The 24,406-nt window shown below is 61.7% G+C and carries 19 protein-coding genes; 13 read left to right on the top strand and 6 right to left on the bottom strand.

Going from position 1 to position 24,406, the window contains the following annotated elements; all coding sequences use genetic code 11:
• Positions 1-75: 75 nt before the first annotated feature.
• Positions 76-1,056, top strand: a complete 981-nt coding sequence (locus B7L72_RS03945) for an outer membrane protein assembly factor BamC (protein ID WP_081192666.1) — start codon at positions 76-78, stop codon at positions 1,054-1,056.
• A 31-nt stretch (positions 1,057-1,087) separates the two neighbouring features.
• On the top strand, positions 1,088-1,804 hold the full coding sequence (gene purC, locus B7L72_RS03940; RefSeq protein WP_016916157.1) for a phosphoribosylaminoimidazolesuccinocarboxamide synthase: 717 nt from the start codon (positions 1,088-1,090) through the stop codon (positions 1,802-1,804).
• 40 nt (positions 1,805-1,844) lie between these two features.
• Here the strand turns inward: purC and tsaA are convergent, their stop codons facing one another.
• On the bottom strand, positions 1,845-2,585 hold the full coding sequence (gene tsaA / locus B7L72_RS03935; RefSeq protein WP_016916158.1) for a tRNA (N6-threonylcarbamoyladenosine(37)-N6)-methyltransferase TrmO: 741 nt from the start codon (positions 2,583-2,585) through the stop codon (positions 1,845-1,847).
• 174 nt (positions 2,586-2,759) lie between these two features.
• Between tsaA and B7L72_RS03930 the strand changes: the two genes are divergently transcribed.
• On the top strand, positions 2,760-3,290 hold the full coding sequence (locus B7L72_RS03930; protein ID WP_081136324.1) for a GNAT family N-acetyltransferase: 531 nt from the start codon (positions 2,760-2,762) through the stop codon (positions 3,288-3,290).
• A 3-nt stretch (positions 3,291-3,293) separates the two neighbouring features.
• Here B7L72_RS03930 and nadC read toward each other — a convergent pair whose 3' ends face one another.
• Positions 3,294-4,148 carry a carboxylating nicotinate-nucleotide diphosphorylase gene (gene nadC, locus B7L72_RS03925; protein WP_081192664.1) on the bottom strand — a complete coding sequence of 285 codons (855 nt, stop codon included), beginning with the start codon at positions 4,146-4,148 and terminating at the stop codon, positions 3,294-3,296.
• 83 nt (positions 4,149-4,231) lie between these two features.
• Between nadC and ampD the strand changes: the two genes are divergently transcribed.
• The 7 genes from ampD (at position 4,232) to B7L72_RS03890 (ending at position 13,529) form a co-directional block, all read left to right on the top strand.
• Complete coding sequence (gene ampD, locus B7L72_RS03920) at positions 4,232-4,831, top strand: 1,6-anhydro-N-acetylmuramyl-L-alanine amidase AmpD (protein ID WP_081192662.1); 600 nt, start codon at positions 4,232-4,234, stop codon at positions 4,829-4,831.
• 387 nt (positions 4,832-5,218) lie between these two features.
• Positions 5,219-7,891 (top strand): pyruvate dehydrogenase (acetyl-transferring), homodimeric type, encoded by a 2,673-nt coding sequence (aceE, locus tag B7L72_RS03915; RefSeq protein ID WP_081192660.1) that lies wholly within the window; start codon positions 5,219-5,221, stop codon positions 7,889-7,891.
• A 58-nt stretch (positions 7,892-7,949) separates the two neighbouring features.
• Positions 7,950-9,944, top strand: coding sequence for a pyruvate dehydrogenase complex dihydrolipoyllysine-residue acetyltransferase (gene aceF / locus B7L72_RS03910; protein WP_081192658.1), 1,995 nt, complete (start codon positions 7,950-7,952; stop codon positions 9,942-9,944).
• Positions 9,945-10,191: 247 nt separating this feature from the next.
• Positions 10,192-10,845: an adenylate kinase gene (adk, locus tag B7L72_RS03905; protein WP_081136315.1), complete on the top strand. Its 654-nt coding sequence runs from the start codon at positions 10,192-10,194 to the stop codon at positions 10,843-10,845.
• A 113-nt stretch (positions 10,846-10,958) separates the two neighbouring features.
• Positions 10,959-11,663 carry a tRNA (adenosine(37)-N6)-threonylcarbamoyltransferase complex dimerization subunit type 1 TsaB gene (tsaB, locus tag B7L72_RS03900; RefSeq protein WP_081192656.1) on the top strand — a complete coding sequence of 235 codons (705 nt, stop codon included), beginning with the start codon at positions 10,959-10,961 and terminating at the stop codon, positions 11,661-11,663.
• The gene (locus B7L72_RS03895) at positions 11,660-12,370 is read left to right on the top strand and encodes a class I SAM-dependent methyltransferase (protein WP_081136312.1); all 711 of its coding nucleotides are present in this window, start codon (positions 11,660-11,662) and stop codon (positions 12,368-12,370) included. Before tsaB ends, B7L72_RS03895 begins: the two co-directional genes overlap by 4 nt.
• Positions 12,371-12,407: 37 nt before the next feature.
• Positions 12,408-13,529 (top strand): phospholipase D-like domain-containing protein, encoded by a 1,122-nt coding sequence (locus B7L72_RS03890; protein WP_081192654.1) that lies wholly within the window; start codon positions 12,408-12,410, stop codon positions 13,527-13,529.
• Between the two features lie 3 nt (positions 13,530-13,532).
• Here B7L72_RS03890 and B7L72_RS03885 read toward each other — a convergent pair whose 3' ends face one another.
• Positions 13,533-14,207, bottom strand: a complete 675-nt coding sequence (locus B7L72_RS03885) for a YecA/YgfB family protein (protein ID WP_081136309.1) — start codon at positions 14,205-14,207, stop codon at positions 13,533-13,535.
• Between the two features lie 58 nt (positions 14,208-14,265).
• On the opposite strand from B7L72_RS03885, the gene B7L72_RS03880 reads away from it, so the two are divergent.
• From B7L72_RS03880 to B7L72_RS03870, 3 genes are all read left to right on the top strand, one after another.
• Positions 14,266-14,802 carry a SprT family zinc-dependent metalloprotease gene (locus tag B7L72_RS03880; RefSeq protein ID WP_081136307.1) on the top strand — a complete coding sequence of 179 codons (537 nt, stop codon included), beginning with the start codon at positions 14,266-14,268 and terminating at the stop codon, positions 14,800-14,802.
• A gap of 181 nt (positions 14,803-14,983) precedes the next feature.
• On the top strand, positions 14,984-16,933 hold the full coding sequence (gene acs / locus B7L72_RS03875) for an acetate--CoA ligase (protein WP_081192652.1): 1,950 nt from the start codon (positions 14,984-14,986) through the stop codon (positions 16,931-16,933).
• A gap of 270 nt (positions 16,934-17,203) precedes the next feature.
• A complete protein-coding gene (locus B7L72_RS03870) occupies positions 17,204-17,866 on the top strand; it encodes a LuxR C-terminal-related transcriptional regulator (protein ID WP_016916171.1) in 663 nt (220 codons plus the stop codon).
• Between the two features lie 84 nt (positions 17,867-17,950).
• On the opposite strand, the gene B7L72_RS03865 is transcribed toward B7L72_RS03870, so the two are convergent.
• The 3 genes from B7L72_RS03865 to B7L72_RS03855 all read right to left on the bottom strand — a co-directional run bounded on the left by B7L72_RS03865 (position 17,951) and on the right by B7L72_RS03855 (position 24,404).
• Positions 17,951-21,892, bottom strand: a complete 3,942-nt coding sequence (locus tag B7L72_RS03865; RefSeq protein ID WP_081192650.1) for a NahK/ErcS family hybrid sensor histidine kinase/response regulator — start codon at positions 21,890-21,892, stop codon at positions 17,951-17,953.
• Between the two features lie 90 nt (positions 21,893-21,982).
• On the bottom strand, positions 21,983-22,510 hold the full coding sequence (locus tag B7L72_RS03860) for a hypothetical protein (RefSeq protein ID WP_081192648.1): 528 nt from the start codon (positions 22,508-22,510) through the stop codon (positions 21,983-21,985).
• 97 nt (positions 22,511-22,607) lie between these two features.
• Positions 22,608-24,404 (bottom strand): sodium:solute symporter family protein, encoded by a 1,797-nt coding sequence (locus B7L72_RS03855; RefSeq protein ID WP_081192646.1) that lies wholly within the window; start codon positions 24,402-24,404, stop codon positions 22,608-22,610.
• Positions 24,405-24,406 lie beyond the last annotated feature (2 nt).

Raw genomic sequence — 24,406 nt, 5'->3', positions numbered from 1 at the left:
CGCTGCGAACGCATTTGCTACCCGGTGACGATGTACCTGCCGGGTAAATGACCTGATGACTGTTAAGGTGGCTTGATGAGCTCTGTGCTAGAAAAACGTGCGCTGAAATGGATTCCGCTGGCGCTGGCTGCAACCGTCACGCTGGCGGGCTGCGCGCGTGACGGGTACTACCACGACCGTAACCTGGACTACACCGAAGCCGCGCCAGCGCCGCCTCTCGTTTTGCCGGAAACGCGCAATACTCAGCGTTATCGGGATGCCATGCCGGTTCCTCAAGCGGGCCTGCAAGGGTCGCGTGTCGATGAAGTCGCGCGTATCGGTCCGCCACCTTCTCTGGCGCTAGGCAGCGGGCTGGAGCCGGAGTACGTCGAGCGGCGTCAGGCGGGTGACCAGGTCTGGCTGGTGGTCGCTGCAGACCCCGGCGCGGTATGGCCTCAGTTGGAGGGATTCGTGCGCAGTCGCCAACTGGGCGTTCAGGAGAGCAGTGCGACCCAGGGCGTCATCGTGACGCCTCAAGCCACGTTGCGCTTGCAGAGCGCCCTGCGTGCCGGCAGCAGCGAAGTGCGCTGCGAGCAGGGTGGACAGAGCGTCGAGAGCTGTGTGGCGGCGCTGGAGCAGTACCTCGGTGCGCGTAGCGCAACGGCCAGCGCATCCTCCTGGACTGCGCAACGCCTTGCCAGTGAGCAAACGTTGCAAATGCGTCAGCAGGGCGATGAGTGGGAAGTTCTGATTCCGCAGCCCATCGAACGCGTGTGGGCTGAAATGAACCACTACCTGGCACTGGATTTCACCCAGGAAGGCCAGCGTGATCTGCTGGAAGCCTCGGCTGACGACTACGAGTTCCTGGTCGAATACATGACCGAGACCGAGCGTGGACGTAACCCGCTGCAGATCGTGTTCAGCCAGGACGTGCGCCGCATGTCCCAGAATATTCGCCTCGTGCTCCAGCCGGAGGGCAACCAGACCGTGCTGCGTGCCGTCAATGCCAGCGAGCGTGGATTCAGTGCAGATGACCAGCGCGAGTTGCTCGAGCGTGTCTCCGGCTACTTACGTTAACTCTTAGACCTTGATTTTAGACGGAGCCCCCATGGAAAAGCGCCAGGAACTCTATGCCGGTAAGGCAAAATCCGTATACACCACCGACGACCCTGACTTGCTGGTACTGCATTTTCGTGACGATACCAGTGCCTTCGATGGCAAGAAGAAAGAGGCGCTCGCCCGTAAAGGCATGGTGAACAACATCTTCAATGCCTACATCATGCAGCGCCTGGAAGAGGGCGGCATCCCCACCCACTTCGAGCAGCAGATTTCCGACACCGAAAGTCTGGTCAAGAAGATGGAGATGATTCCCGTCGAGTGTGTCGTGCGTAACATTGCCGCGGGTGGGCTGGTGAAGCGTCTGGGCGTGGAAGAGGGCATTGCGCTCAATCCGCCCACCTTCGAACTGTTTCTGAAGAACGACGAGAAGGGCGACCCGATGATCAACGAGTCGCTGGCCGAAACCTTTGGCTGGGCCACGCCGGAACAGCTGAGCAAGATGAAGGCGCTCACGTTCAAGGTGAACCACATCCTCAAGCAGCTGTTCGCCGAGGGCGACATGCTGCTGGTGGACTACAAGCTGGAGTTCGGTCTCTTCAAGGGCGAAGTCGTGCTGGGCGACGAGTTCTCTCCGGATGGCTGCCGCCTGTGGGATGCCAATACCCGTGAGAAGCTCGATAAGGACCGCTTCCGTCAGGGGTTGGGCGGGGTCATCGAGGCCTATGAAGAAGTCGGCCGTCGCCTGGGTATCACCTTCCCCGCCTGATCCGTCAGGCTTGCCATGGGGCCGCTCGCTGGCGCCATGGTCACTTGCGGTCTTCGGGCTCTATCGCCACCACCTCCAGGGTGGTGGCGTCGTTTTCGGCGGCGGTCAGCGCCCGAAAGCGCACATCGACATTGCGCAGGCGCACCCCGTAAAGACGTTCGGCCTGTCCGCCCCGCTGATAAGCAGGGCGGGGGTCCTGGCCCAGCACCTGCTCGATCAGCGCCCGCAGCGACGCGCCATCCTGGCGTAGAGATAGCACGCCGTGAGCCTCTGGCGAGAACACCACGGCCACCGTCTCCGGCGGTTGAGGGGCAAACCCCGCCTGGGCGCTGGGAATGGCCTCTGCCCAGGGCAGGTATGGCTTGATGTCCACCACGGGGGTGCCGCTGACCAGGTCGCAGCCCGCCAGGTGAAGCGTCACGCCGGGCCCGGTCTCGATACCGGAGAGCGCGACCAGCGACAGCCCCAGCCGGTTAGGGCGATGGGTGCTGCGGCTGGCGAAGACGCCCACTTTGCGGTTTCCCCCCAGCCGAGGCGGGCGTACCAGGGGCGACCAGCGTTCGGGGCTTTGGTGAAAGATGAACGATAGCCACAGGTGGCTGAAGTCTTCCAACCCGCGTACGGTCAGTGGGTCGTCGAAAGGGTGGGCCAGTACCAGGCGCGCATGGGCGGCCGGGGCCAAGCCAGGCTGGCGAGGCACGCCAAACTTGTCCGGGTAGTCGCTGATGATATGGCCAATGGGCGTGATCGAAAACGGCCCGTGGCCCCGAGAATCGTGCATGGCACTCCCTTTTGCGTGTCAGCGCGCTTGTGCATGGTGGCATGGCGACGCACGCTCGATGAATTCAAGCTCGGCTGGCACGGGTTGCCCGCCAGGGCGATGAGTATAGACTAGCCAACGGAACCGACACAGCGCTGCGCTTGACGGCCAGCGGTCACCCCATTGAGGCAACGTATGTCCAACATCGACCCTTCTTCACCGGCATCCACGCCAACGGCCCGCGTCACGTATCGCGCGGCGCTGGCCAAGGACGCCGCCGACCAGGCCGAAGTGTTCTATCATGCCGTCATGCAAGGCGCGGCCAACCATTATGGGCTGGCCGAGCGGCGCGCCTGGGCCCATGCGCTGCCCCGTGAAGGCACCGCCTGGGCGGCGCGTCAGGCGCTCTACACGACGCTGGTGGCCGCCTGCGATGGCCGCTGCGTTGGCTTTCTCGAGCTGGACGTGAGCGGTGGGCGCATTGAAACGCTTTACATCTGGCCGTCGCTGGCGGGGCGTGGCATCGGCACCACGCTGTTGATCCATGCCGAGCGCATTCTGCTGGAGCATGGCGTGGCGCAGGTGGAAATCGAGGCCAGCCGGATGCTGCTCGAACGACTGCAGCGCCGTGGCTACGATAACCTCGGCGAGCAGTGGGTCGAGCGCAGTGGTGAGATGCTCCAGCGCTACCGGCTGGTCAAGCAGCTCAGCGCGGTGGAAACCTGACGATCAAACGTTGAAGGTTTGAGTGATGCGCATCGACAGATCGACGGAGGCCACATCCTTGGTGAGGGCGCCGCTGGAAATGCAGTCCACGCCGGTGTCCGCAATGGCTTTCAGCGTCGAGTCATCGACGTTGCCGGAGGCTTCCAGGGTGGCGCGACCCCCATTGATCTCTACCGCTACGTGCAGGTCTTCGATGTCGAAGTTGTCCAGCATGACGATATCGGCGCCCGCCGCCAGCGCCTGGTCCAGCTCTTCGAAGGTTTCGACTTCCACTTCCACCGGTACGTCGCTGGCCAGCTTGCGGGCCTGCGCCACGGCGGCCTGAATGCCACCACAGGCCGCGATGTGATTCTCCTTGATCAAGAAGGCATCCCACAGGCCCAGGCGGTGATTATGGCCACCGCCGCAGGTGACCGCGTACTTTTGTGCCAGGCGTAGCCCCGGCAGCGTTTTGCGGGTGTCCAGCAGGCGCACACTGGTACCCTCGATCAGGTCCACGTAGCGGCGGGTGGCGGTGGCCGTGGCAGACAGCGTCTGCAGAATGTTCAGCGCGGCGCGCTCGCCGGTCAGCAGGCTGCGGGCGGGGCCTTCGAGCTCCAGAAAGCAGTGCTGGGCCTCCAGCAACTCGCCATCGCTGGCCTGCCAGCGTAGCGTGACGCGCTCGTCCAGAGAGCGGAAAATTTCCTCGACCCAGGCAACGCCGCAGAGGACCGCCGGTTCGCGGGTGATCACCTTGGCGGTGGCCCACTGGTTTTCAGGGATCAGCTGTGCGGTGATGTCCCCGGTGCCCAGGTCTTCCGCCAGCCAGCGGGGTACGCAGGTGCGAATCTCTTCATCAAGCGCGGTTTGATAATGCATAGCAGTGGGTTCTCGAAGCGTGATCTTGGGTGAAAGGCATTATAGTGAAACACAACGCGAACGTAGAGGAGCAAGTAAGCCGAATGAACCAGCTCGCATCCCCGGGCCAATGGGCCAAGGCTCGACAGGTCGTGTCACCCAACCAGGATGCGCGGCCCGAGCAGGAAGTGTCGCTGCTGTTGCTTCACGCGATCAGCCTGCCCCCCGGGCAGTTCTCGGGTCACGCCGTCGAGGCGCTGTTCACCAATCGGCTGGTGCCCGACGAGCACCCCTTCTTCGCTACGATTGCGCACCTGCGGGTGTCGGCGCACCTGCTGATTCGCCGCGATGGCGAGTGCGTTCAGTTCGTCGACATCGACCAGCGCGCCTGGCACGCCGGGCAATCGCGCTGGTGGGACCCGGCTGAACAGGCGTGGCGGACACGCTTGAACGACTTCTCCGTAGGAATCGAGCTGGAGGGCGATGACCAGACGCCGTTCAGCGAGGCGCAGTATGTGGCGCTTGCCGAGGCCACGCACTGGCTGATGGCGCGTTACCCGGCGCTGACCGCTGAGCGGATCACCAGTCATGCTCATGTGGCCCCCTTGCGCAAGACCGACCCGGGGCCCGCCTTCGACTGGGCCTATTTCCGCCAGCGCCTGTTTCCGCCAGCGCTTGATGGCACCCACCCAATAGACGGTTAAACGGGGCAAATAAGTGGTTCTTTTAGCAACAAATGAAACGGTAGTTTGGTTACAGGAAGGTATCCTAAGTCGTAGCGACCAAGGTCCTATAAAACGCTTATGTTGCAGTGCAATAGTTTGTTTTCGATGGCTTTTTGCGGCGTGCCGCAATTGGCAGCGTGACGACTTTGCGGTATCTTCGCATATACAAAAGGCTAATTTTTACCAAATACCTGTAGCTTAACTACATTCATGAAAGCGTAGCTCATTGAATGTAGGGTGAAAATCCCCTGCTCGATGCATCGCGTCGGCTATTCACAGGCCTGTGGTGGCCACACACCGCAGCCGCCCCAGGCCCGAAGGGTTGGCGGGGCTCATTGTCATTTATCGTCATTCGGAGAGACCTCTATGAGTCTGGAGACAAGAGAAGATCTCGATCCGGTCGAAACCAAGGAGTGGCTGGAATCCCTGGAATCGGTGCTGGATCGTGAGGGCGAAGATCGCGCCCGCTACCTGATGACCCGCTTGGCGGATCGCCTGCGCCGGGACGGGATGAAGGTGCCCTTCTCGGTGACAACCCCCCACCGCAACACGATACCGGTTCATCGCGAAGCCCCGATGCCTGGCGATCTGTTCATGGAGCGTCGTATTCGCTCCTTGATCCGTTACAACGCCATTGCTCAGGTCATTCGTAACAACCGTGCCAATCCTGGGCTGGGTGGTCACATTGCAAGTTTCATGTCGTCGGCCACGCTGTACGATGTGGGCTTCAACCACTTCTTCCGCGCCCCCAAGGGGGACTTCGAAGGCGACCTGATCTATATCCAGGGCCACGTGGCACCGGGTATCTACGCGCGTTCCTACCTGGAAGGCCGTCTGACCGAAGAGCAGATGGACAAGTTCCGCCGTGAAGTGGATGGTGACGGCCTGTCGTCTTACCCCCATCCCTGGCTGATGCCTGATTACTGGCAGTTCCCCACGGTGTCCATGGGCCTTGGCCCGATCCAGGCCATCTATCAGGCTCACGTGATGAAGTACCTGCATCACCGTGAACTGAAAGACATGAAAGACCGCAAGATCTGGTGCTTCATGGGCGACGGCGAGTGCGACGAGCCGGAATCGCTGGGTGCCATCTCGCTGGCTGGCCGCGAAAATCTGGACAACCTGATCTTCGTCATCAACTGCAACCTGCAGCGTCTGGACGGCCCGGTGCGCGGCAACTCCCGCGTCATGGACGAGTTAGAGGGCGTCTTCCGCGGTGCCGGCTGGAACGTCATCAAGGTAGTGTGGGGGCGTCACTGGGATCCGCTGTTCGAGAAGGACAAGAAAGGCATCCTTCAGAAGCGCATGGACGAAGCGGTCGACGGCGAGTACCAGAACTACAAGGCCAACGGTGGTTCCTATACCCGCGAGCATTTCTTCGGCAAGTACCCGGAAACCGAAGCGATGGTCAAGGACCTCTCCGACGAGGATATCTGGAAGCTCAACCGTGGCGGTCACGACCCGTTCAAGGTCTATGCGGCCTATCACGAAGCGTTCAACACCACCAACGGCAAGCCCACGGTGATCCTGGCGCATACCGTCAAGGGTTACGGTATGGGTAGCGGCGATGGCGAAGCGGCCAACGAAGCGCACCAGGTCAAGAGCATGGAGTACGAAGCGCTGAAGAAATTCCGCGACCGCTTCGGCATTCCGCTGACCGACGAACAGCTCAAGGAAGTCCCGTACTACAAGCCGGAAGAAGACTCTCCCGAGCTCAAGTACATGCACCTGCAGCGCGAGCGTCTCAACGGCTACCTGCCGAGCCGCCGCAGCGATTTCGAAGCGCTGGAAATCCCCGGTCTGGAAGACAAGACGTTTGCTTCCCAGATGGGCGGTTCCAAAGGCCGCGAAATCTCTACCACCATGGCCTTCGTGCGTATCCTGAACGGCCTGGTGAAGGACAAGCAGCTGGGCAAGCAGGTCGTACCGATCATCCCCGACGAAGCGCGTACCTTCGGTATGGAAGGCATGTTCCGTCAGCTGGGTATCTACACCTCGGAAGGTCAGAAGTACGAGCCGGTCGATAAAGGCCAGATCATGTACTACCGCGAGGACCAGAAAGGTCAGGTTCTCGAAGAGGGTATCTCCGAAGCTGGCGCCATGTCCGCGTGGATTGCGGCCGCCACTTCCTACAGCAACAACAACGTCACGCTGCTGCCGTTTTACATCTACTACTCGATGTTCGGCTTCCAGCGTATCGGTGACCTGGCCTGGGCCGCAGGCGACCTGCAGGCACGCGGCTTCATGGTCGGCGGTACCGCCGGGCGCACCACGCTGAACGGCGAAGGTCTGCAGCACCAGGATGGCCACAGCCTGATCCAGGCGTCTACCATCCCCAACTGCCGCAGCTACGACCCGACTTATGCTCACGAAGTCTCGGTCATCGTGCAGGATGGTCTGAAGCGCATGTTCACGGACAAAGAGAAGTGCTTCTACTACCTCACCGTCATGAACGAGAACTACGAGCACCCCGAGCTCGAGAACGTCCCCGTCGACGATATCGTCAAGGGCATGTATCTGCTCAAGGAGACTCAGGGTGACAAAGGCCGCGTTCAGCTGCTGGGGTCGGGCACCATCCTGCGTGAAGTCGAAGCCGCTGCCGAACTGCTGACCAACGACTGGGGCATCGGGGCCGATATCTGGAGCGTCACCAGCTTCAACGAGCTGCGCCGCGAAGCGCTGCTGCTGGAGCGCGAAGCCTTCCTGAACCCGGACGCCGAGGCCAGCAAGCCTCACGTCACCCAGTGCCTGGAAGGTCGTGATGGCCCGGTGATTGCCTCTACCGACTACATGAAGCTGTATGCGGACCAGGTACGCGCCTGGGTGCCCAGCGACTACACCGTGTTGGGCACCGATGGCTTTGGCCGTTCCGATACCCGCGAGAAGCTGCGCTACTTCTTCGAAGTGGATCGCTACTTCGTGACCGTTGCGGCGCTGCGCGCGCTGGCCGATCGCGGTGAGATTGATCGCAAGCACGTTGGTGAAGCGCTGAAGAAGTACGGCATCGATGCCAACAAGCCGAACCCGCTGACCAGCTAAACCGCTGCCCGGCGGGCCACTGCCCGCCGGCTCGATCCGATTTGGAAGGAGCGCGACCTTGAGTAGCGAAATCATCAAAGTTCCCGATATCGGTGGCGATACCGATGTCGAAATCATCGAGATTGCGGTGTCAGAAGGCGACGTCATTGAAGCGGAAGACACCCTGATCACTCTGGAATCCGACAAAGCCAGCATGGATGTACCGGCCCCGACAGGCGGCAAGGTGGTCAAAGTGTTGGTGAAAGAGGGCGACAAGGTCTCCGAGGGAGACGACATCGTCGAGCTGGAAGTGGAAGGCGGCAGCGATGCCGAACCGGAAGCCAAGGCTGACAGTGCCGCCGAGGAAGCGCCTGCGCCCAAGCAGGAAGAGGCCCCTGCACCGGCAGCGAAAAAAGCCAGTGGTGGCAAGCAGACCGTTGATATCAAGGTGCCTGACCTGGGTGGTTCCGACAACGTCGAGATCATCGAAGTGGCCGTTGGCGAAGGCGACGACGTCAACGCCGAAGACACGCTGATCACGCTGGAGTCCGACAAGGCTTCCATGGACGTGCCCAGCCCGCATAGCGGAAAAATCGTCTCCTTGACCGTCAAGGAAGGCGATACCGTGTCGGAAGGCGATGTCATCGGCAAGATGGAAATCGCCGGTGGCGATGACGCTGCCGACGAAGAGCCTGCCAAGGCCGAACAGCCTGCCCCTGCCAGCGAACCCGCCGAAGAAGAAGCGGCTGAAGAAGAGAGTGGCAGCGGTGAGCCAGAGCGCAAGGAGATCCGCGTACCGGATCTTTCCGGCTCTGCAGACGTGCCCATCATCGAGATTGGCGTGTCGGTAGGCGACGAAGTCGACGTCGAAGACCCGCTGATCACCCTGGAGTCCGACAAGGCTTCCATGGACGTGCCCAGCCCTTACAAGGGCAAACTCGTCGAGCTGACTGTCAAGGAGGGCGATACCGTCTCCGAAGGCGACGTGATTGGCTACATGGAAGTGGCGGGCGCCAGGCAGGCCGCGCCGAAGAAAGCGGCGCCTGAAAAGGCATCGCAAAGCAGTGCCAGCGCGGCCAGCGCCAAGCCTGCGGTCAGTGGCGGCTCGCCGAGCCCAGAAGCGCAAATGGCAGCGCACAAGCCCCGTGACGGCAAGCTGGTACATGCTGGCCCGGCGGTACGCATGCTGGCCCGCGAACTGGGTGTCGACCTGGGGCTGGTGAAGCCCAGCGGCCCGAAAGAGCGCGTGCTCAAGGAAGACGTGCAGGCCTACGTCAAGCAGGTGATAGCCAACCAGGGCAGCGCCCAGGCCGCCGCACCAGCAGCGTCAGGTGGCGCGGGTATTCCTGCCGTGCCGGAAGTCGACTTCAGCCAGTTCGGTGAAGTGGAAGAGAAGCCGATGGGCCGCCTGCTCAAGATGGGGGCGACCAATCTGCATCGCAGCTGGCTCAACGTGCCTCACGTCACCCAGTTCGACGAAGCCGATATCACCGAGCTGGAAGACTTCCGCAAGGCGATGAAGGCCGAGGCCGAAGCCCAGGGGGCGAAGCTCACGCCGCTGCCGTTTTTGGTCAAGGCGTGTGCCTTTGCACTGCGCAAGTACCCGCAGTTCAACGTCAGCCTGAAAGGCGACGGCGATACGCTGGTCTGGAAGAAGTACGTGCATATCGGTATCGCGGTGGATACGCCGGATGGCCTGATGGTGCCCGTACTGCGCGATGCCGACAAGAAATCCTTGATCGAGATCGCCAAGGAAATGGCAGAGCTGGGCAAGAAAGCGCAGACCAAGAAGCTCAAGCGCGACGAGATGACCGGTGGCTGCTTCACCATTTCGAGCCTGGGCTCGATCGGTGGCACGGCCTTCACGCCTATCGTCAATGCGCCTGAAGTGGCGATCCTGGGCGTGTCGAAAGCGCAAATGAAGCCGGTGTGGGATGGCAGTGCCTTCCAGCCGCGCTTGATGATGCCGCTGTCGCTCTCCTATGACCACCGGGCGATCAACGGTGCCGATGCGGCACGCTTCACTGCCTTCCTGGCAGACGTGCTCACCGATATCCGTCGTCTGTTGCTGTAATCAGACCACGAGCAAGCCACAAGCGGCGCCCCCATGGGCGCCGCTTGTGTTTCTATGGCGTCAGCAGTAAACCAGCGTGACCAAAGTACTAGCCATCGCCACTTTGCTGTTTTCGCTTGAAAAAACGCAAAATAATCGGCCTTTCAGGCTTTTGGGGAGTTGTGTCGCCTGAACGGCACGGTTATTGTCGATTCATTGATTTATTCGATCACCACCAATCAAGTACGAACATTCAAGGAGCAGTGCCATGCGTTTAATCCTGTTGGGTGCCCCCGGCGCGGGGAAGGGGACTCAAGCTCAGTTTATTTGTGAGCAGTTCAAGATTCCCCAAATTTCCACCGGGGATATGCTGCGCACCGCCATCAAGGACGGCACTGAGCTGGGACTCAAGGTCAAGGAGATCATGAACAGTGGTGGGCTGGTGTCCGACGAAATCATCATCGACCTGGTCAAGGAGCGCATCAGCCAGCCGGACTGCGCCAACGGCTTCCTGTTTGATGGGTTCCCCCGCACCATTCCCCAGGCCGATGCCATGAAAGAAGGCGGCGTGAAGCTCGATCACGTGCTGGAAATCGCCGTGCCGGACGAAGAGATCGTCAGCCGTCTGGCCGGACGCCGCGTTCACCCCGCCTCGGGCCGTGTCTACCACATTGACCACAATCCGCCCAAAGAGCCGGGCAAGGACGATGTCACCGGGGAAGCCCTGATCCAGCGGGAAGACGATCAGGAGTCTACCGTGCGCAACCGTCTGTCGGTGTACCACGAGCAAACGGCTCCGTTGGTGGAGTACTACCAGCAGTGGGCCAAAGAGGACCCGGCCGCTGCACCTCAATACCACCGCGTGGAAGGGGTGGGCAGCGTGGCCGATATCACCCGCCAGGTGAAAGAAGCGCTGAGCTGAGCCTGGTAAAGATTGTCGACTGACGATGGCCCGCAGGTTCCCTGCGGGCCATCGTCGTCAAGGCCGCCAGACGGTATACTGGCGGCCTATTTTTTTCGGAGTGCCACACGGTTATGTCGTCGCGATATCTTCTGGCATTGGATGCCTCCTCCAGTGCCTGCTCTGCCGCGCTGCTGCGTCAGGAGAGTGATCAGTCCGAGTGCCTGGCGCGTTACGAAATGACGCCGCGCGCCCATACCAAACGCTTGATGCCGATGGTCGACGAGCTGCTGGCTACCGCCGCCATTGTGCCCGGGCAGCTGGACGCCGTCGCGTTTGGCCGTGGGCCGGGCTCCTTTACCGGCCTGCGCATTGCCGCCGGAGCGGCCCAGGGGTTGGCCTTCGGCCTGGAGCGCCCGCTGCTGGGTATCTCGACGTTGGAGTCCCTGGCCCTGCAGGTGCATCGCCGCTATCACTTTCGCCATGTGGTGACCGCGCTGGATGCCCGAATGGGTGAAATTTACGTGGCCAGCTGGCACTGCCTGAATGACGTGGTCAGCCCGCAAAGCGATGAGCGAGTACTGGCCCCAGGCGCTTTTAGGCTGCCATCCGATGAAACCGACTGGGTCGGGGTCGGCTCGGGCTTTGCGCTTTGGGACGCTTTCGATGTGGCAGTGCATGTGGGCATGACCCTGCACCTCAGCGACGACCTGGAGCCGCGCGCCGAAGAGATGGCCTGGCTGGCCGCGCGGGACCTGGACGCAGGGTTGGGTGTCGCCGCCCATGAAGCGCAGCCCGTCTACCTGCGTAACGACGTGGCCTGGAAAAAGCCGGCATGAGCTCGGCGCGCCCACCGATAGCGCTGCCCGCGGGGCTGACGCTGGAAGAGCGCGATGGCCGATTGGCGCTGGTCGGTGACGAGCGCCAGTACGGCAAGCCCTTGAGCGTCGATTTCGTGTCCGGCAAGGCGGCCCATCGGCGTCAGTTTGGCGGTGGGCGCGGCCAGCTGGTGGCCAAGGCGTGCGGGCTTTCCAAAGGCGTGACGCCAAGCATCGTGGATGCCACGGCAGGGCTCGGGCGTGACGCGTTCGTGTTGGCCAGCCTGGGTGCCGAGGTGCTGATGGTCGAGCGCGTGCAGGCCATTGCCGCGCTGCTGGAGGATGGCCTGGCCCGGGCGGCCAGGGACGCCGAGACGGCGCCCATCACCGCGCGTATGCAGCTGCGTCATGGCGATGCCTGTGAGGCGCTGGCGGCGCTGGTGGCCAGCGCCGAGTTCACCCCGCAGGTCGTGCATCTGGACCCCATGTTTCCCCATCGCGAGAAATCGGCGCTGGTGAAGAAGGAAATGCGCTTGTTTCGTGAACTGGCCGGAACGGACGATGACGCCCCGCGCTTGCTGGAAGCGGCGCTGGCGGTGGCCACTCACCGGGTGGTGGTCAAGCGCCCGCGCAAGGCACCGCCTATTGCAGGTCCTGCGCCGCAGCATACAATCGAAGGCAAAACCAGCCGCTATGACCTGTATGTTCACCGCTCCTTGAGCCGCTAAGGCGGCCTGCAGGCAGGGCGCAAGAGAAGGAGTCTTTATGCAGTACGCGTGGCGAGAAGGTAACCGTGTGACGCTTCTGCCGGAAGCGTCGCGCTTTCTGCCAGCCATGTTCGACGCCGTCCATCAGGCCCAGCACTATGTTTTCGTAGAGCTTTACCTGATGGAGTCGGGGGCGTTGGCCGACCAGATGATCGATGTACTGGTGGCCGCGGCCGAGCGTGGCGTGCAGGTGTATGTGCTGCTGGATGGCTATGGCGCCATGGGGCTGAAGCGCGAGGATCGTGAACGGCTGCAGGAGGCCGGTGTGGCCTTGCAGCTGTTCAATCCGATTGGCTTCCACTCGCTGGCACGCAACCTGAGCCGTGACCACCGCAAGATCGTGGTGGTGGATGGCGAGGTAGCCTTCACGGGCGGGTTTGGCGCGGTGGATGAATTCCTGGAGGCCTGGTACGAAATCGCCGCCCGGATCCAGGGGCCCGTGGTGGCCGATTGGGAGGCGCTGTTTCGTCACTTGTGGCGCTCACGGCTGACCCGCTATGCGTCCCCGCAAGGGCCGCGTCTGGCACTGCCGGAGGCGCGGGTAGCCAAGCCGCACGAAGAGGGCGTCAGGGGCAGGGTCATCTCGGGCCGTGGCTATCGCTATCAGGCCATTCGGCACTCACTCTACGCGCGGGTCCACCAATCTCGCCAACGGCTGTGGCTATGTACGCCCTATTTCGTGCCGACCTTTTCGCTGCGTCGGCGGCTGGTGCGCGCGGCCAGACGCGGGGTGGACGTTCGCCTGCTGCTACCCGGTCCCAAACATGACCACCCCGGCGTACGTTACGCAGGCCAGCGCTTTTATCACAGCCTGCTGAAGGCGGGTGTGCGTATCTTCGAGTTCCAGCCCACCTTTATTCATGCCAAGTTTGCTTTGGCAGACGACTGGGTGAGCCTGGGCTCCTGCAACTTTGACCACTGGAACCTGCACTGGAACCTGGAGGCCAATCAGGAGGTGGAAGATGCTGCCTTCGCCAACGACGTGCGCGAGCTGTTCGAGCGCAATTTTGCTGCCAGTGACGAGGTGGATGCCCAGGCCTGGGCCGCGCGGCCCTGGTGGCAGCGCGCCCGGGAGTGGGTGTATGGCGCGCTGGATGGCCTGGTGACGCGGCTCAAGTAGCGGCTACTTGCGTTTTTTGCCCTTGGCAGGGGTTTTCTTGCGGGGCTTGGGTTTGGGCGTCTCGGGGGGCACGCGGTAGTGCAGGTAGAGGTCGAGCACCAGTTCGGGTAGCTGGGCCACCAGCGCTTCCTGATTGGCCTGGTCGCTGGCCATCTCGGCCATGTCGGGTTCGTCATCAAACAGACCCGAGAGCAGCATGAAGGGCAGCAGCAGGGTGGCCGCAGCCTCTTCGTCCTCCTGGAACCAGGCGCTTTCGTCGCTGAACACGCCTTCCATGAAGCCTGCGCACCAGTCTCCGATGGGGGTCTCTTCGGCGGGCAGACCATCCAGGGTCAGCTCGAAGGGCAGCTCTGGTAGACCGCCTTGCTCCAGCACCGCCATGGCGTTATCACGCAGCAGGCAGAGGAGGTGCGTGACCTCGTCGCGTTCGGCGTCGTTCTGGTAGTTGGGCTCGCCCTGAAAGAGCTCGGCAAGCCACGCATCGCGGGGCTGTTCGCTGGGCGCCACGGCCAGGGCCACCAGGAAGCCATGGGCCGAGATCAGGTCCAGGGCATCTTCGCCCACGCGGTCCGAATCGAGAAAGTCGTCCAGCCTGTCCAGCTGCTCATCTTCCAGCAGCGGCTGGGGTGGCACGCTGTCGGAAGCGGTTGCGGGGGGCTCGTTGTTGCGCTCTGCCATGAAAAGCCTCATCGGGTATCTTGAATCGAACAACATCTTGACGGTTAGTTTATCACTAATGAACACCACACCACTGCCTTCCTGGCCTGCTGATGAGCTGGAAGCGTTGTCACCACCCGCGCTGGCTTCCGCCGCCCGTGAACGGGTCGCGGAAGCGCTGGCCCGCTGTCGGGAAGTGTATCCGACGCTACCGACCCCCGGGGTCTGGTTCGACCTGAAGGGCGCAGGGGCTGGGCAGGCCCACTGGGGCAGACAAGGGCTGCGCTTCAATCCCGTGCTGATGGCGGCCAACCGCATGGCCTTCTTCGACGAGGTGATCCCCCATGAAATGGCCCACTGGCTGGTCTTTCACTTGGCCAACGGCACCCGTTTGAAACCCCATGGCCGGGAGTGGCAAACTGTCATGCGTGACCTGTTTGGGCTGGAACCCCGGGTTACCCACCGTTTCGATATCGGCCAGGCGCAGTCGCGGCCCTACCGCTACCAGTGCGCCTGCCAGACCCACGCCTTTACGGCCAGACGTCATGCCTTAGTGGTAAAAGGGCAGCGGTATCGCTGCCGACATTGTCATCAGACCTTGGTCTACAGTGCTTGATGAATCCTGGAAACATGTTTTAAGTGCATGTTTTTTAAAATAAAAATGTTAATACCAATGTCTAAGGGGAAGCCGTCATCGGGAGGTTTATGCTAGGTAAAGATTAGCCGGGTCGGTGCCACCAATAACAAGACCGACACAACTTCCACGAGAGTGCATTTTCACGGACAGAGGCAATTTCATGAGCGAGCATCAGAACGTCTATCCAGTGCGCGATAGCATCGCAGCCAAGGCATGGGCCGACAAAGACAAGTATGCGGCAATGTATCAGCAGTCCATGGAGGACCCTGAAGGCTTCTGGGCCGAGCAAGCCAAGCGTCTCGACTGGATCAAGACCCCCAGCAAGATCAAGAACACCTCGTTCGCCCGCGACAACGTCGATATTCGCTGGTTCGAAGATGGCGAGCTGAACGTCAGCGCCAACTGCCTGGACCGCCATCTGGCCACGCGTGGCGACCAGACGGCGATCATCTGGGAAGGCGATGATCCCAGTGAATCCAAACACATCACCTACCGTGAGCTGTACGAGCGTACCAACCAGCTGGCCAATGGCCTGAAATCGCTGGGCATCCAGAAAGGCGATACGGTCACGCTGTATATGCCAATGATTCCCGAAGCCGCCATGGCCATGCTGGCCTGTGCGCGGATCGGCGCAGTGCACTCGGTGGTCTTTGGTGGCTTCTCCCCGGATGCCGTGGCTCAGCGCGTCATTGGTGCGGACTCCAAGCTGGTGATCACCGCCGATGAATCAGTGCGCGGTGGCAAGCATGTGCCGCTGAAAGAGAACGTCGACTCGGCGCTGACCCGTGATGGCACCGACGTGTGCAAGAACGTGCTGGTCGTCAAACGCACCGGGGGCGATATCGACTGGCAGGCAGGCCGTGACCTGTGGTTCGACGAGCTGGTCGATCAGCAGTCGACCGAGTGCCCGGCCGAACCCATGAACGCAGAAGATCCGCTGTTCATTCTGTATACCTCAGGCTCTACCGGCGCGCCGAAAGGGCTGAAGCATACCACTGGCGGCTACCTGACCTATGCCGCCATGACCCATCAATATATTTTCGACTACCAGGACGGCGAGATCTACTGGTGTACCGCCGACGTGGGCTGGGTCACCGGGCATAGCTATATCGTGTACGGGCCGCTGGCCAACGGCGCCACGACGCTGATGTTCGAAGGCGTGCCCAGCTATCCGACCCATGGCCGGATGGGCGACATCGTCGACAAGCACCAGGTCAACATCCTCTATACCGCACCGACCGCCGTCCGTGCGCTGATGGCCCATGGTGACCGCGTGATGGATTCCAGCAAGCGCGACTCGCTGCGCCTGCTGGGCTCGGTGGGTGAGCCGATCAACCCGGAAGCCTGGGAGTGGTTCTACCGGGTCATCGGCAACGAGAAGTGTCCCATCGTGGATACCTGGTGGCAGACCGAGACGGGCGGCATCATGATTGCGCCGCTGCCGGGGGCTACCGACCTCAAGCCGGGCTCGGCCACGACACCGTTCTTCGGGGTCAAGCCCGCACTGGTGGACAACGAGGGCCAGACGCTGGAAGGGGCCAGCGAGGGCAACCTGGTGATTCTCGACTCCTGGCCGGGGCAGGCGCGCTCCATCTGGGGGGATCACGAGCGCTTCGTGCAGACCTACTTCTCCACCTACGACGGCATGTACTTCACCGGTGACGGCTGCCGCCGCGACGAGGACGGCTACTACTGGATCACCGGCCGTGTGGACGACGTGCTCAACGTCTCTGGCCACCGCATGGGCACCGCCGAAATCGAGTCGTCGCTGGTCGCTCATTCCGCCGTGGCCGAGGCCGCCGTGGTGGGCTTCCCCCATGACATCAAGGGTCAGGGTATCTATATCTACGTGACTTTGAACGATGGTGTGGACCCTACCGACGAACTGAAGAAAGAGCTGACCCAGTGGGTGCGTAAAGATATCGGCCCCATTGCGTCGCCGGACGTCATCCAGTGGGCGCCGGGGCTGCCCAAGACCCGTTCGGGCAAGATCATGCGACGCATCCTGCGCAAGATCGCGGCCAACGAGTGTGATGGGCTGGGCGATACCAGTACGCTGGCAGACCCGTCGGTGGTCGATGATCTGATCGAACATCGTGCCAACCAGTAAGGGAAGCACCCCCATGAATCGTCTTGTGGGGGCTGCTTTCAATGACCAGCGTCACGCCTGGATTTATTAAATCAGGGCAAACTGCGTTAGTCTGTTGCGGTGCCGGCCATGAGCCGGCACCGCTGTTTCTGTTTGAATGACGTTCCAATGACAAATTGTGCATGTGATGCTTGGGCATGATGAAGCCCATGGGGTACCATGCCTCAACCGTATGAGCCTAGCGTCGCGGCGGCAGGCAACCCCGCTGCTCGAGGAACCGGAGGAAAATCCATGGCAGTAGCCCATAAGTTTATCGTCGCTGACGACCATCCGCTGTTTCGCGCAGCGCTTACCCAAGCGTTGCGCCAGTTGGCCCCCCAGGCCGAGATCGTCGAAGCCGACACCATGGAAGCCACCACAGAGGTCGTCAACCGACATCCCGATGCGGATTTGATCCTGCTGGATCTGCACATGCCGGGAGCCCACGGCTTTTCGGGGTTGATTCAGCTGCGCGGGCAGATGCCCGATATTCCCGTTGCCGTGGTGTCCGGCAGCGATGAGCCTTACGTGGTGCGGCGCGCCATCGACTACGGGGCGTCCGGGTTCATCCCCAAATCCTCCTCACTGCAGCTGATTGCCGAAGCCGTGGGCGAAATTCTGCAGGGGGAAGTCTGGTTGCCTGAAGCGCTGGCCAACGTATTGGAAGAGACCAGCGAAGAGGAGTCGCGTTTTGCCGAAGCGATTGCGTCGCTGACTCCCCAGCAGTTCCGGGTATTGAACATGCTCACCGAAGGTCTGCTCAACAAGCAGATTGCCTATGAGCTGAATGTCTCGGAAGCCACGATCAAGGCGCACGTCACGGCAATTCTGCGCAAGCTGGGCGTTCACTCGCGCACCCAGGCGGTCATCGCCGCGCAAAAGCTGGAAGTGGAGCCGCCCAAAGTCGAGTCCTGATCGCGACGGTAGGCAACCAAAACGCCGCGCCTGGAATTCTCCAGGCGCGGCGTTTTGTTAGCTGTGGCTTTGTCAGGGGCAGGGTCAGAGTTTGGCCCGACTGGCCTGCAGGGTGCGTGTCAGCAGAGCACGCAGGGCGGCGGGTTTCACGGGTTTCAGGAGCATGTGGTACCCCGCCCGCTTGATCTCCTCGGCCACGGTTTCGGTGCGGTCAGCGGTGATCACGATGCCCGGCACGGCCCCTTCGAAGCGCTCGCTGAGGGCTTCCAGAGCCATCAGGCCGGTGACTTCGTTATCCAGATGGTAATCCGCCAGAATGGCATCCGGGTCGCCATCCATGTTGCGCAGAATCGACTTGGCCCCTCCGATGCTGGTGGCGGTGAAGACCTCACAGCCCCAGCCGTTCAGCATGGCGGTCATGCCCTCCAGAATCAGGGTTTCATTGTCGATACAGACGATGCGGGTGCCCGCCAGCTTGTTGCCACTGCGGCGATGGCCAGCCTCTTGCTCTATCGGCGCCATCTCCTTGGCCGCCACGATGGGCACGCTCACCGAAAAGACCGTCCCGACGCCTTCCCAGGAGCGTACCTTGATGGGGTGGTCCAGCACGCGACTCATGCGGTCAGCGATGGACAGTCCCAGCCCCAGCCCTTTTTCGCTCTCCTTGTGACGCGACACCTGATCGAGACGACGAAACTCCTGGAAAATCTCGGTGAGCTTGGACTCGGGAATGCCGGGGCCGCTATCCCATACCTCGATCAGCAGCCGTTCGCTCTGGCGGCGGCAGCCCAGCAACACGCGCCCTTCCTGAGTGTAGCGAATGGCGTTGGAGAGGAAGTTCTGCACGATACGGCGCAGCATTTGCGGGTCAGAGTCGACCCACTTCTGGGTGGGGACGACGTCCAGGTCCAGGCCGCGGTCGTCGGCCATGACTTCGAACTCGGCCCGCAGCGGGCGGAAGATGTCGGCCAGCGCGAAGTGGCTGCGGCGTGGGGTCAGCGCGCCCGCATCCAGCTTGGAGATATCCAGCAGCGTACCCAGCAGCTCTTCGGCGGCCTGCAGCGAGTTGTCGATATGCCCAATGGTGCGCTGGGTATCGCTGGCGGTGACGTTTTGCATCAGCGCCGAGGTAAACAGGCGCGCAGCGTTCAGCGGCTGCAGCAGATCGTGGCTGGCAGCGGCCAAAAAGCGCGTTTTCGAGGCGTTGGCATCCTCGGCCAGCAGCTTGGCCTGGCGCAGCGCTTGCTCCGCTTCTGCGCGCACCCGGTTCTCCTGGCGCAGAGCGGCGTTGGCCTCTGAAAGCGCCTGAGTGCGCTCTCTGACGCGCTCCTCCAGGGTTTCATTGGTCTCCTTGAGCGCAATCTCGGCCTGGCGGCGTTCGGTAATATCCTGATACAGCGCAAAAAAGCCTAAAATCGACTGGCTGTCGCCAAAGTGGGGTGTATAGGTCACCAGCATGTAACGCATGGCATCATTGACGCGCATGGAGACTTCGAAGCTGACACGCTCACCGGCCAGCGTTCGCTGTACCCAGGGCAGCCGCTCTTCGGCCTGATTGACCGGCAGGACGTCTTCATAGCGACGCCCGATGACCGCGTTACGATCAATGCTGAAGGCCTGCTCGTAGGCGCGGTTGGTGAACAGGTAGCGGCTCTCCTTATCGAAGTAGGCAATCAGCGCCGGTACGTTATCGGTATAGATACGGATATTGTTTTCAGAGCGAATCAGCGCCTCTTCGATGCGCTTTTGCTGGGTAATGTCCTGATAGGTGTAGACGAAGCCGCCTCCGGGCATGGGGTTGCCCTGCACTTCCAGCACGCTGCCATCCTGGCGGTAACGCACGTAGCGGTGGGGCTGGCCTGCTCGGATGTTGTCGAGCAGCAGTTGGACATGCTCCTCCGGGTCGCCGGGGCCATACTCGCCATTATGGGCGTTGTAACGGAAGATGCGGTCCATGGGGGCGCCGACTCGAATCAGGTGGTCGGGGAAGCGAAACAGCTCCAGATAGCGCTGGTTCCACACCACCAGTCGCAGGTTCTGGTCGACCACGCTGATGCCCTGGTTGATGTTTTCGATGGTCGCCTGCAGCAGGGCGCGGTTGAACTCCAGCACCTGGGAGGCTTCATCGACGATGGAGATCACATCGGAAATGCCGATGCCGCGCCCCTGCAGCGCCGAGTTCACCACGATACGCGCCGACGAGGCGCCCAGCACCGACGCCAGGAAGCGTTCGGTGAACTGGATGACGTCAATGGACGCGCGGGTGCCGTCGTCCAGCGGTTTGCCCGCCCGGCGGGCGTAGTCTTCGAAGGCGCGGTCCACCTGGCCTGCCCCGAGGAAGCGCTCACACAGTACCTTCAAGTCGCCTACCGTGGTCGCGCCCGTCCAGGGGCGGTTCACCGAGGTCTGGCGGGTCTCGACGCTATCGACGAACAGCGACGCCTGAATGCGCTCGACCACGCGCTGGGAGGTGATCTGCGAGACGAAGATATAGCAGAACAGATTGATGCCCAGCGAGAGCATCACCCCGTGGGTGAACGGGTCGCCCAGGTTGAGGCCGAACAGGGCTGTGGGCGAGAGCCAGGAGATGCCCAGTGGCCCGCCTAACAGCCATGCCTGGGGCAGCACGTCGGCGTTGATCATGGCCGGCATCAGCAGGCTGTAGGCCCAGATGGCAAAGCCGGCATTCATGCCGATGACGACGCCCAGCCGGTTGCCGCGTTTCCAGTACAGCCCGCCGATCAAGGCAGGCGCAAATTGCCCGGCCGCGGCAAACGAGAGCATGCCGATGGAAGCCAGCGAGGTGAACTCGCCAATCAGCTGATAGAAACCGTAGGCCATGGCCAGCACGGCGATGATGGTCAGGCGGCGGGCGCGCAGTACCAACCGCCCGTAGTCTCGGGCCTTGGTGTCGAACCAGCGCAGCCGGAACAGGGCCGGAATGACGATTTCATTGGAGATCATGATGGACACCGCCACTGCGGCCACGATAACCATGCCGGTGGCTGCGGAAAAACCGCCAATGAAGGTCAGCAGGGTCAGCCACTGCTGGCCGGAGGCCATGGAGAGCGCCAGCACGTAAGTGTCGGGCTCGACGCCGCTTTCCGAGAATAGCATCAGTCCCGCGGCGGCCAACGGCACCACGAAGAAGGCAATGGCCAGCAGGTAGAGCGGGAATAGCCAGCGCGACTTACTGGCGTCGTCCGGGTGAATGTTTTCGACTACCGCCACGTGAAACTGACGTGGCAGGCAGAGGATGGCCAGCATGGCCAGTAGTGTCTGTGCCCAGAAGCTCTGGCCGAAATCCTGGTTAGCCAACTGGCGCTGCAGCTCCAGCTGACTTTCCGCATGACCCATCAACTCACCCAGCCCGCCGAACATGCCCCAGGTGACGAAGGCCCCCAGCGCCAGGAAGGCCAGCAGCTTGACCAGCGACTCGAAGGCGACCGCATGAATCAGCCCCTCATGGTGCTCGGTGGCATCGGTATGGCGCGTACCAAACAGGATGGCAAAGATCGCCATGACGATGGCCACATAAAACGCCGTATCGGCAAACAGCGGGGTGTGGGTGAGGTCCTGTGCATCGGTCAACACGCTGAAGCTGGTCGAGACGGCTTTTAGCTGCAGGGCGATATAGGGCAGCGTACCGATCAGCGCCACCAGGCTGGCAAAGGCGGCCAGCGACTGCGTCTTGCCGTAACGCGACGCAATGAAGTCGGCAATGGAGGTGACGTTCTGGTGCTTGGCAACGCGAATCATTTTGGCCAGTACCGGCCAGAACAGCAGGAACGTCAGAATTGGCCCGACGAAAATGCTGGCAAACGACCAGCCTGCCGTGGCGGCTTGGCCCACCGCGCCGTAAAACGTCCAGGACGTACAGTAAATTGCCAGCGCCAGGCTGTAGATGATGGGGCGGCGGCGGCTGGCGCCATGGGTGCGCGCCCGGCGGTCGCCGTACCAGGCAATGCCGAACAGCACGGCAATATAGAGTAGTGATACGGCTACCAGCAGCCCGCCGTGAAACATGCTTCTCTCCCTGTCTTGTTATCTGCGCCCCATGCGGCGGTGCGTTCAGTGAGGCTCCATTCTAGGGGAATTGCCCTCCAGCGCCAGTGCTCAAGATGAATGAGCAGGCTCGGCGCAGGCTTGCTCGAGCAGCGTGGAGGCGGTGCGCAACGTGCGGATGCCGGTGATGTCCGGCGAACGGGTGTCGATATCCACCGGCACCAGCTCACGGCTGCTGCAGTTCAAGAGGTAGGCCTGGGGAATCACCAGGTCCGTATGGTGGCGCTCGAAGTGGTAGAGCATGAACTCGGCCAGCGTGGCGCCTTCGTGCTGGGTGCGCTGCAGGCTGTCGTGGTCGAGCACGCTGAAGCGCGTGGTCATGGGAAACACGAAGGTCCATGGGCGCCATATTTCGGTGCCGGTACTGCTGTCCACGACCACCGCCGAGGCGGGCAGCTGCTGCTGCTTGTGATCGAACCAGGAGTACTCCACGTGAATCTGGTAGCTCAGCATGCCGAGTCCGGCAAAGACAGGCACGATCCATTTGGGCAGACGGCGTCCTGACAGGTGGCGCAGTATCAGGGCAATACCCGCCGCCGCCAGGGCGGCGAAGACAGCGGCAATCAAGTGCCAGATCATAACGATGTTTCCTAAAACAGCTCGGGCTTCCCATGGGAAGCCCGATGCGTGATGGGTTCCAGGACTAGCCCGTTGGCTAGCCAGGAACGATTATGGCTTAGTGATCGACAGCGACACCAGCCCCTTTCGGGTAACGCACGCTCTCGACAAGCTCTTGAATCTCCTTGGGCGGCGCTGCCGTGACGCTGGAGACAGCGAAGGCGACCGCAAAGTTGATCAGCGCGCCGACGGCACCGAAGGAGAGCGGGGAAATGCCGAGGAACCAGTTGTCAGGCGTGTTCGGCAGCATGTTGGTACCGGGGATGAAGAACCAGCCCAGGTAGGTGAAGATGTACAGCAGGGTCGCCACCAGGCCCGCCAGCATGCCGCAGATCGCGCCAGCGCTGTTCATGCGGGTGGAGAAGATACCCATCATCAGCACGGGGAACAGCGAGGCTGCCGCGATACCGAAGGCCAGGGCGACCGTCTGTGCCGCAAACCCGGGAGGGTTCAAGCCCAGATAGGTGGCCAGCAGAATGGCACCCCCCATCGAGATCCGTGCCGCCAGCATCTCGTTTTTCTCGGAAATGTTGGGGTTGATGGTGTTCTTGATCAAGTCATGACTGATGGCCGAGGAGATCGCCAGCAGCAAGCCTGCGGCCGTGGAAAGGGCTGCGGCGATACCCCCTGCCGCGATCAAACCGATGACCCAGCCGGGCAGGTTGGCAATCTCCGGGTTGGCCAATACCAGAATGTCATTGTTGACGTTCAGCTCGTTACCTTCCCAGCCGCGTGCTTCGGCGGTGGCTGCAAACTCCGTGTTGCTGTCGTTGTAGAACTGGATACGGCCATCGTTGTTCAAGTCATTGAAGGTGATGAGGCCGGTATCTTCCCAGGTTCTGAACCAGGTGGGACGGTCTTCGTACAGCAGAGGCTCGGCCGCTGCCATTTCGTAATCCTCTACCTGTCCGGTCATCTCGGGATAGACGGTGGTCATCAGGTTCAGACGTGCCATGGAGGCCACCGCAGGCGCGGTGAGGTAGAGCAGGGCGATGAATACCAATGCCCAGCCAGCCGACCAGCGCGCGTCAGCCACCTTGGGCACCGTGAAGAAGCGAATGATGACGTGGGGAAGGCCCGCCGTACCGATCATCAACGACAGGGTGAACAGCACCATGTTCAGCTTGTTGTCCACATCTGCGGTGTAGTCGCGGAAGCCCAGCGCGTTGACGACGTCATCCAGCTTTTGCAGCAAAGGAACGCCCGACTCGGTGTGGGTACTGAACATGCCGAACATCGGGATCGGGTTGCCGGTCAGCTGCATGGCGATGAACACCGCCGGAATGGTGTAGGCCACGATCAGTACGATGTACTGAGCCACCTGGGTGTAGGTGATGCCTTTCATGCCGCCAAACACGGCGTACAGGAAAACGATCGCTGCGGCGATCCAGATTCCCCAGGTACTGGGCACTTCGAGGAAGCGAGAGAACGCCACGCCAGCGCCGGTCATCTGGCCGATAACGTAGGTCACTGACGCGATGATCAGACACACCACCGCTACCACGCGGGCGGTGCGGCTGTAGAAGCGCTCACCGATGAAATCCGGCACGGTAAACTTGCCGAACTTGCGTAGGTAAGGTGCCAGCAGCATCGCCAGGATAACGAAGCCGCCCGTCCAACCCATCAGGAAGGTGGAGTTGGCGTAGCCACCCGAGGCAATCAGGCCGGCCATGGAGATGAACGACGCGGCAGACATCCAGTCGGCGGCCGTGGCCATACCGTTGGTCACGGGGTGAACACCTCCCCCCGCCACGTAAAAGTCCTTGGTAGACCCGGCCCGCGCCCATATCGCAATGCCGATATAGAGCGCGAACGATGCGCCTACGAACAGAAGGTTAATGGCAAATTGGCTCATGC

It is taken from the genome of Halomonas sp. BC1 (assembly GCF_002078135.1).
In the GTDB taxonomy this organism is placed as follows: domain Bacteria; phylum Pseudomonadota; class Gammaproteobacteria; order Pseudomonadales; family Halomonadaceae; genus Vreelandella; species Vreelandella stevensii.
The sequence above is the reverse complement of the archived record's forward strand: the minus strand, read 5'-3'. Positions and strand labels throughout refer to the sequence as shown.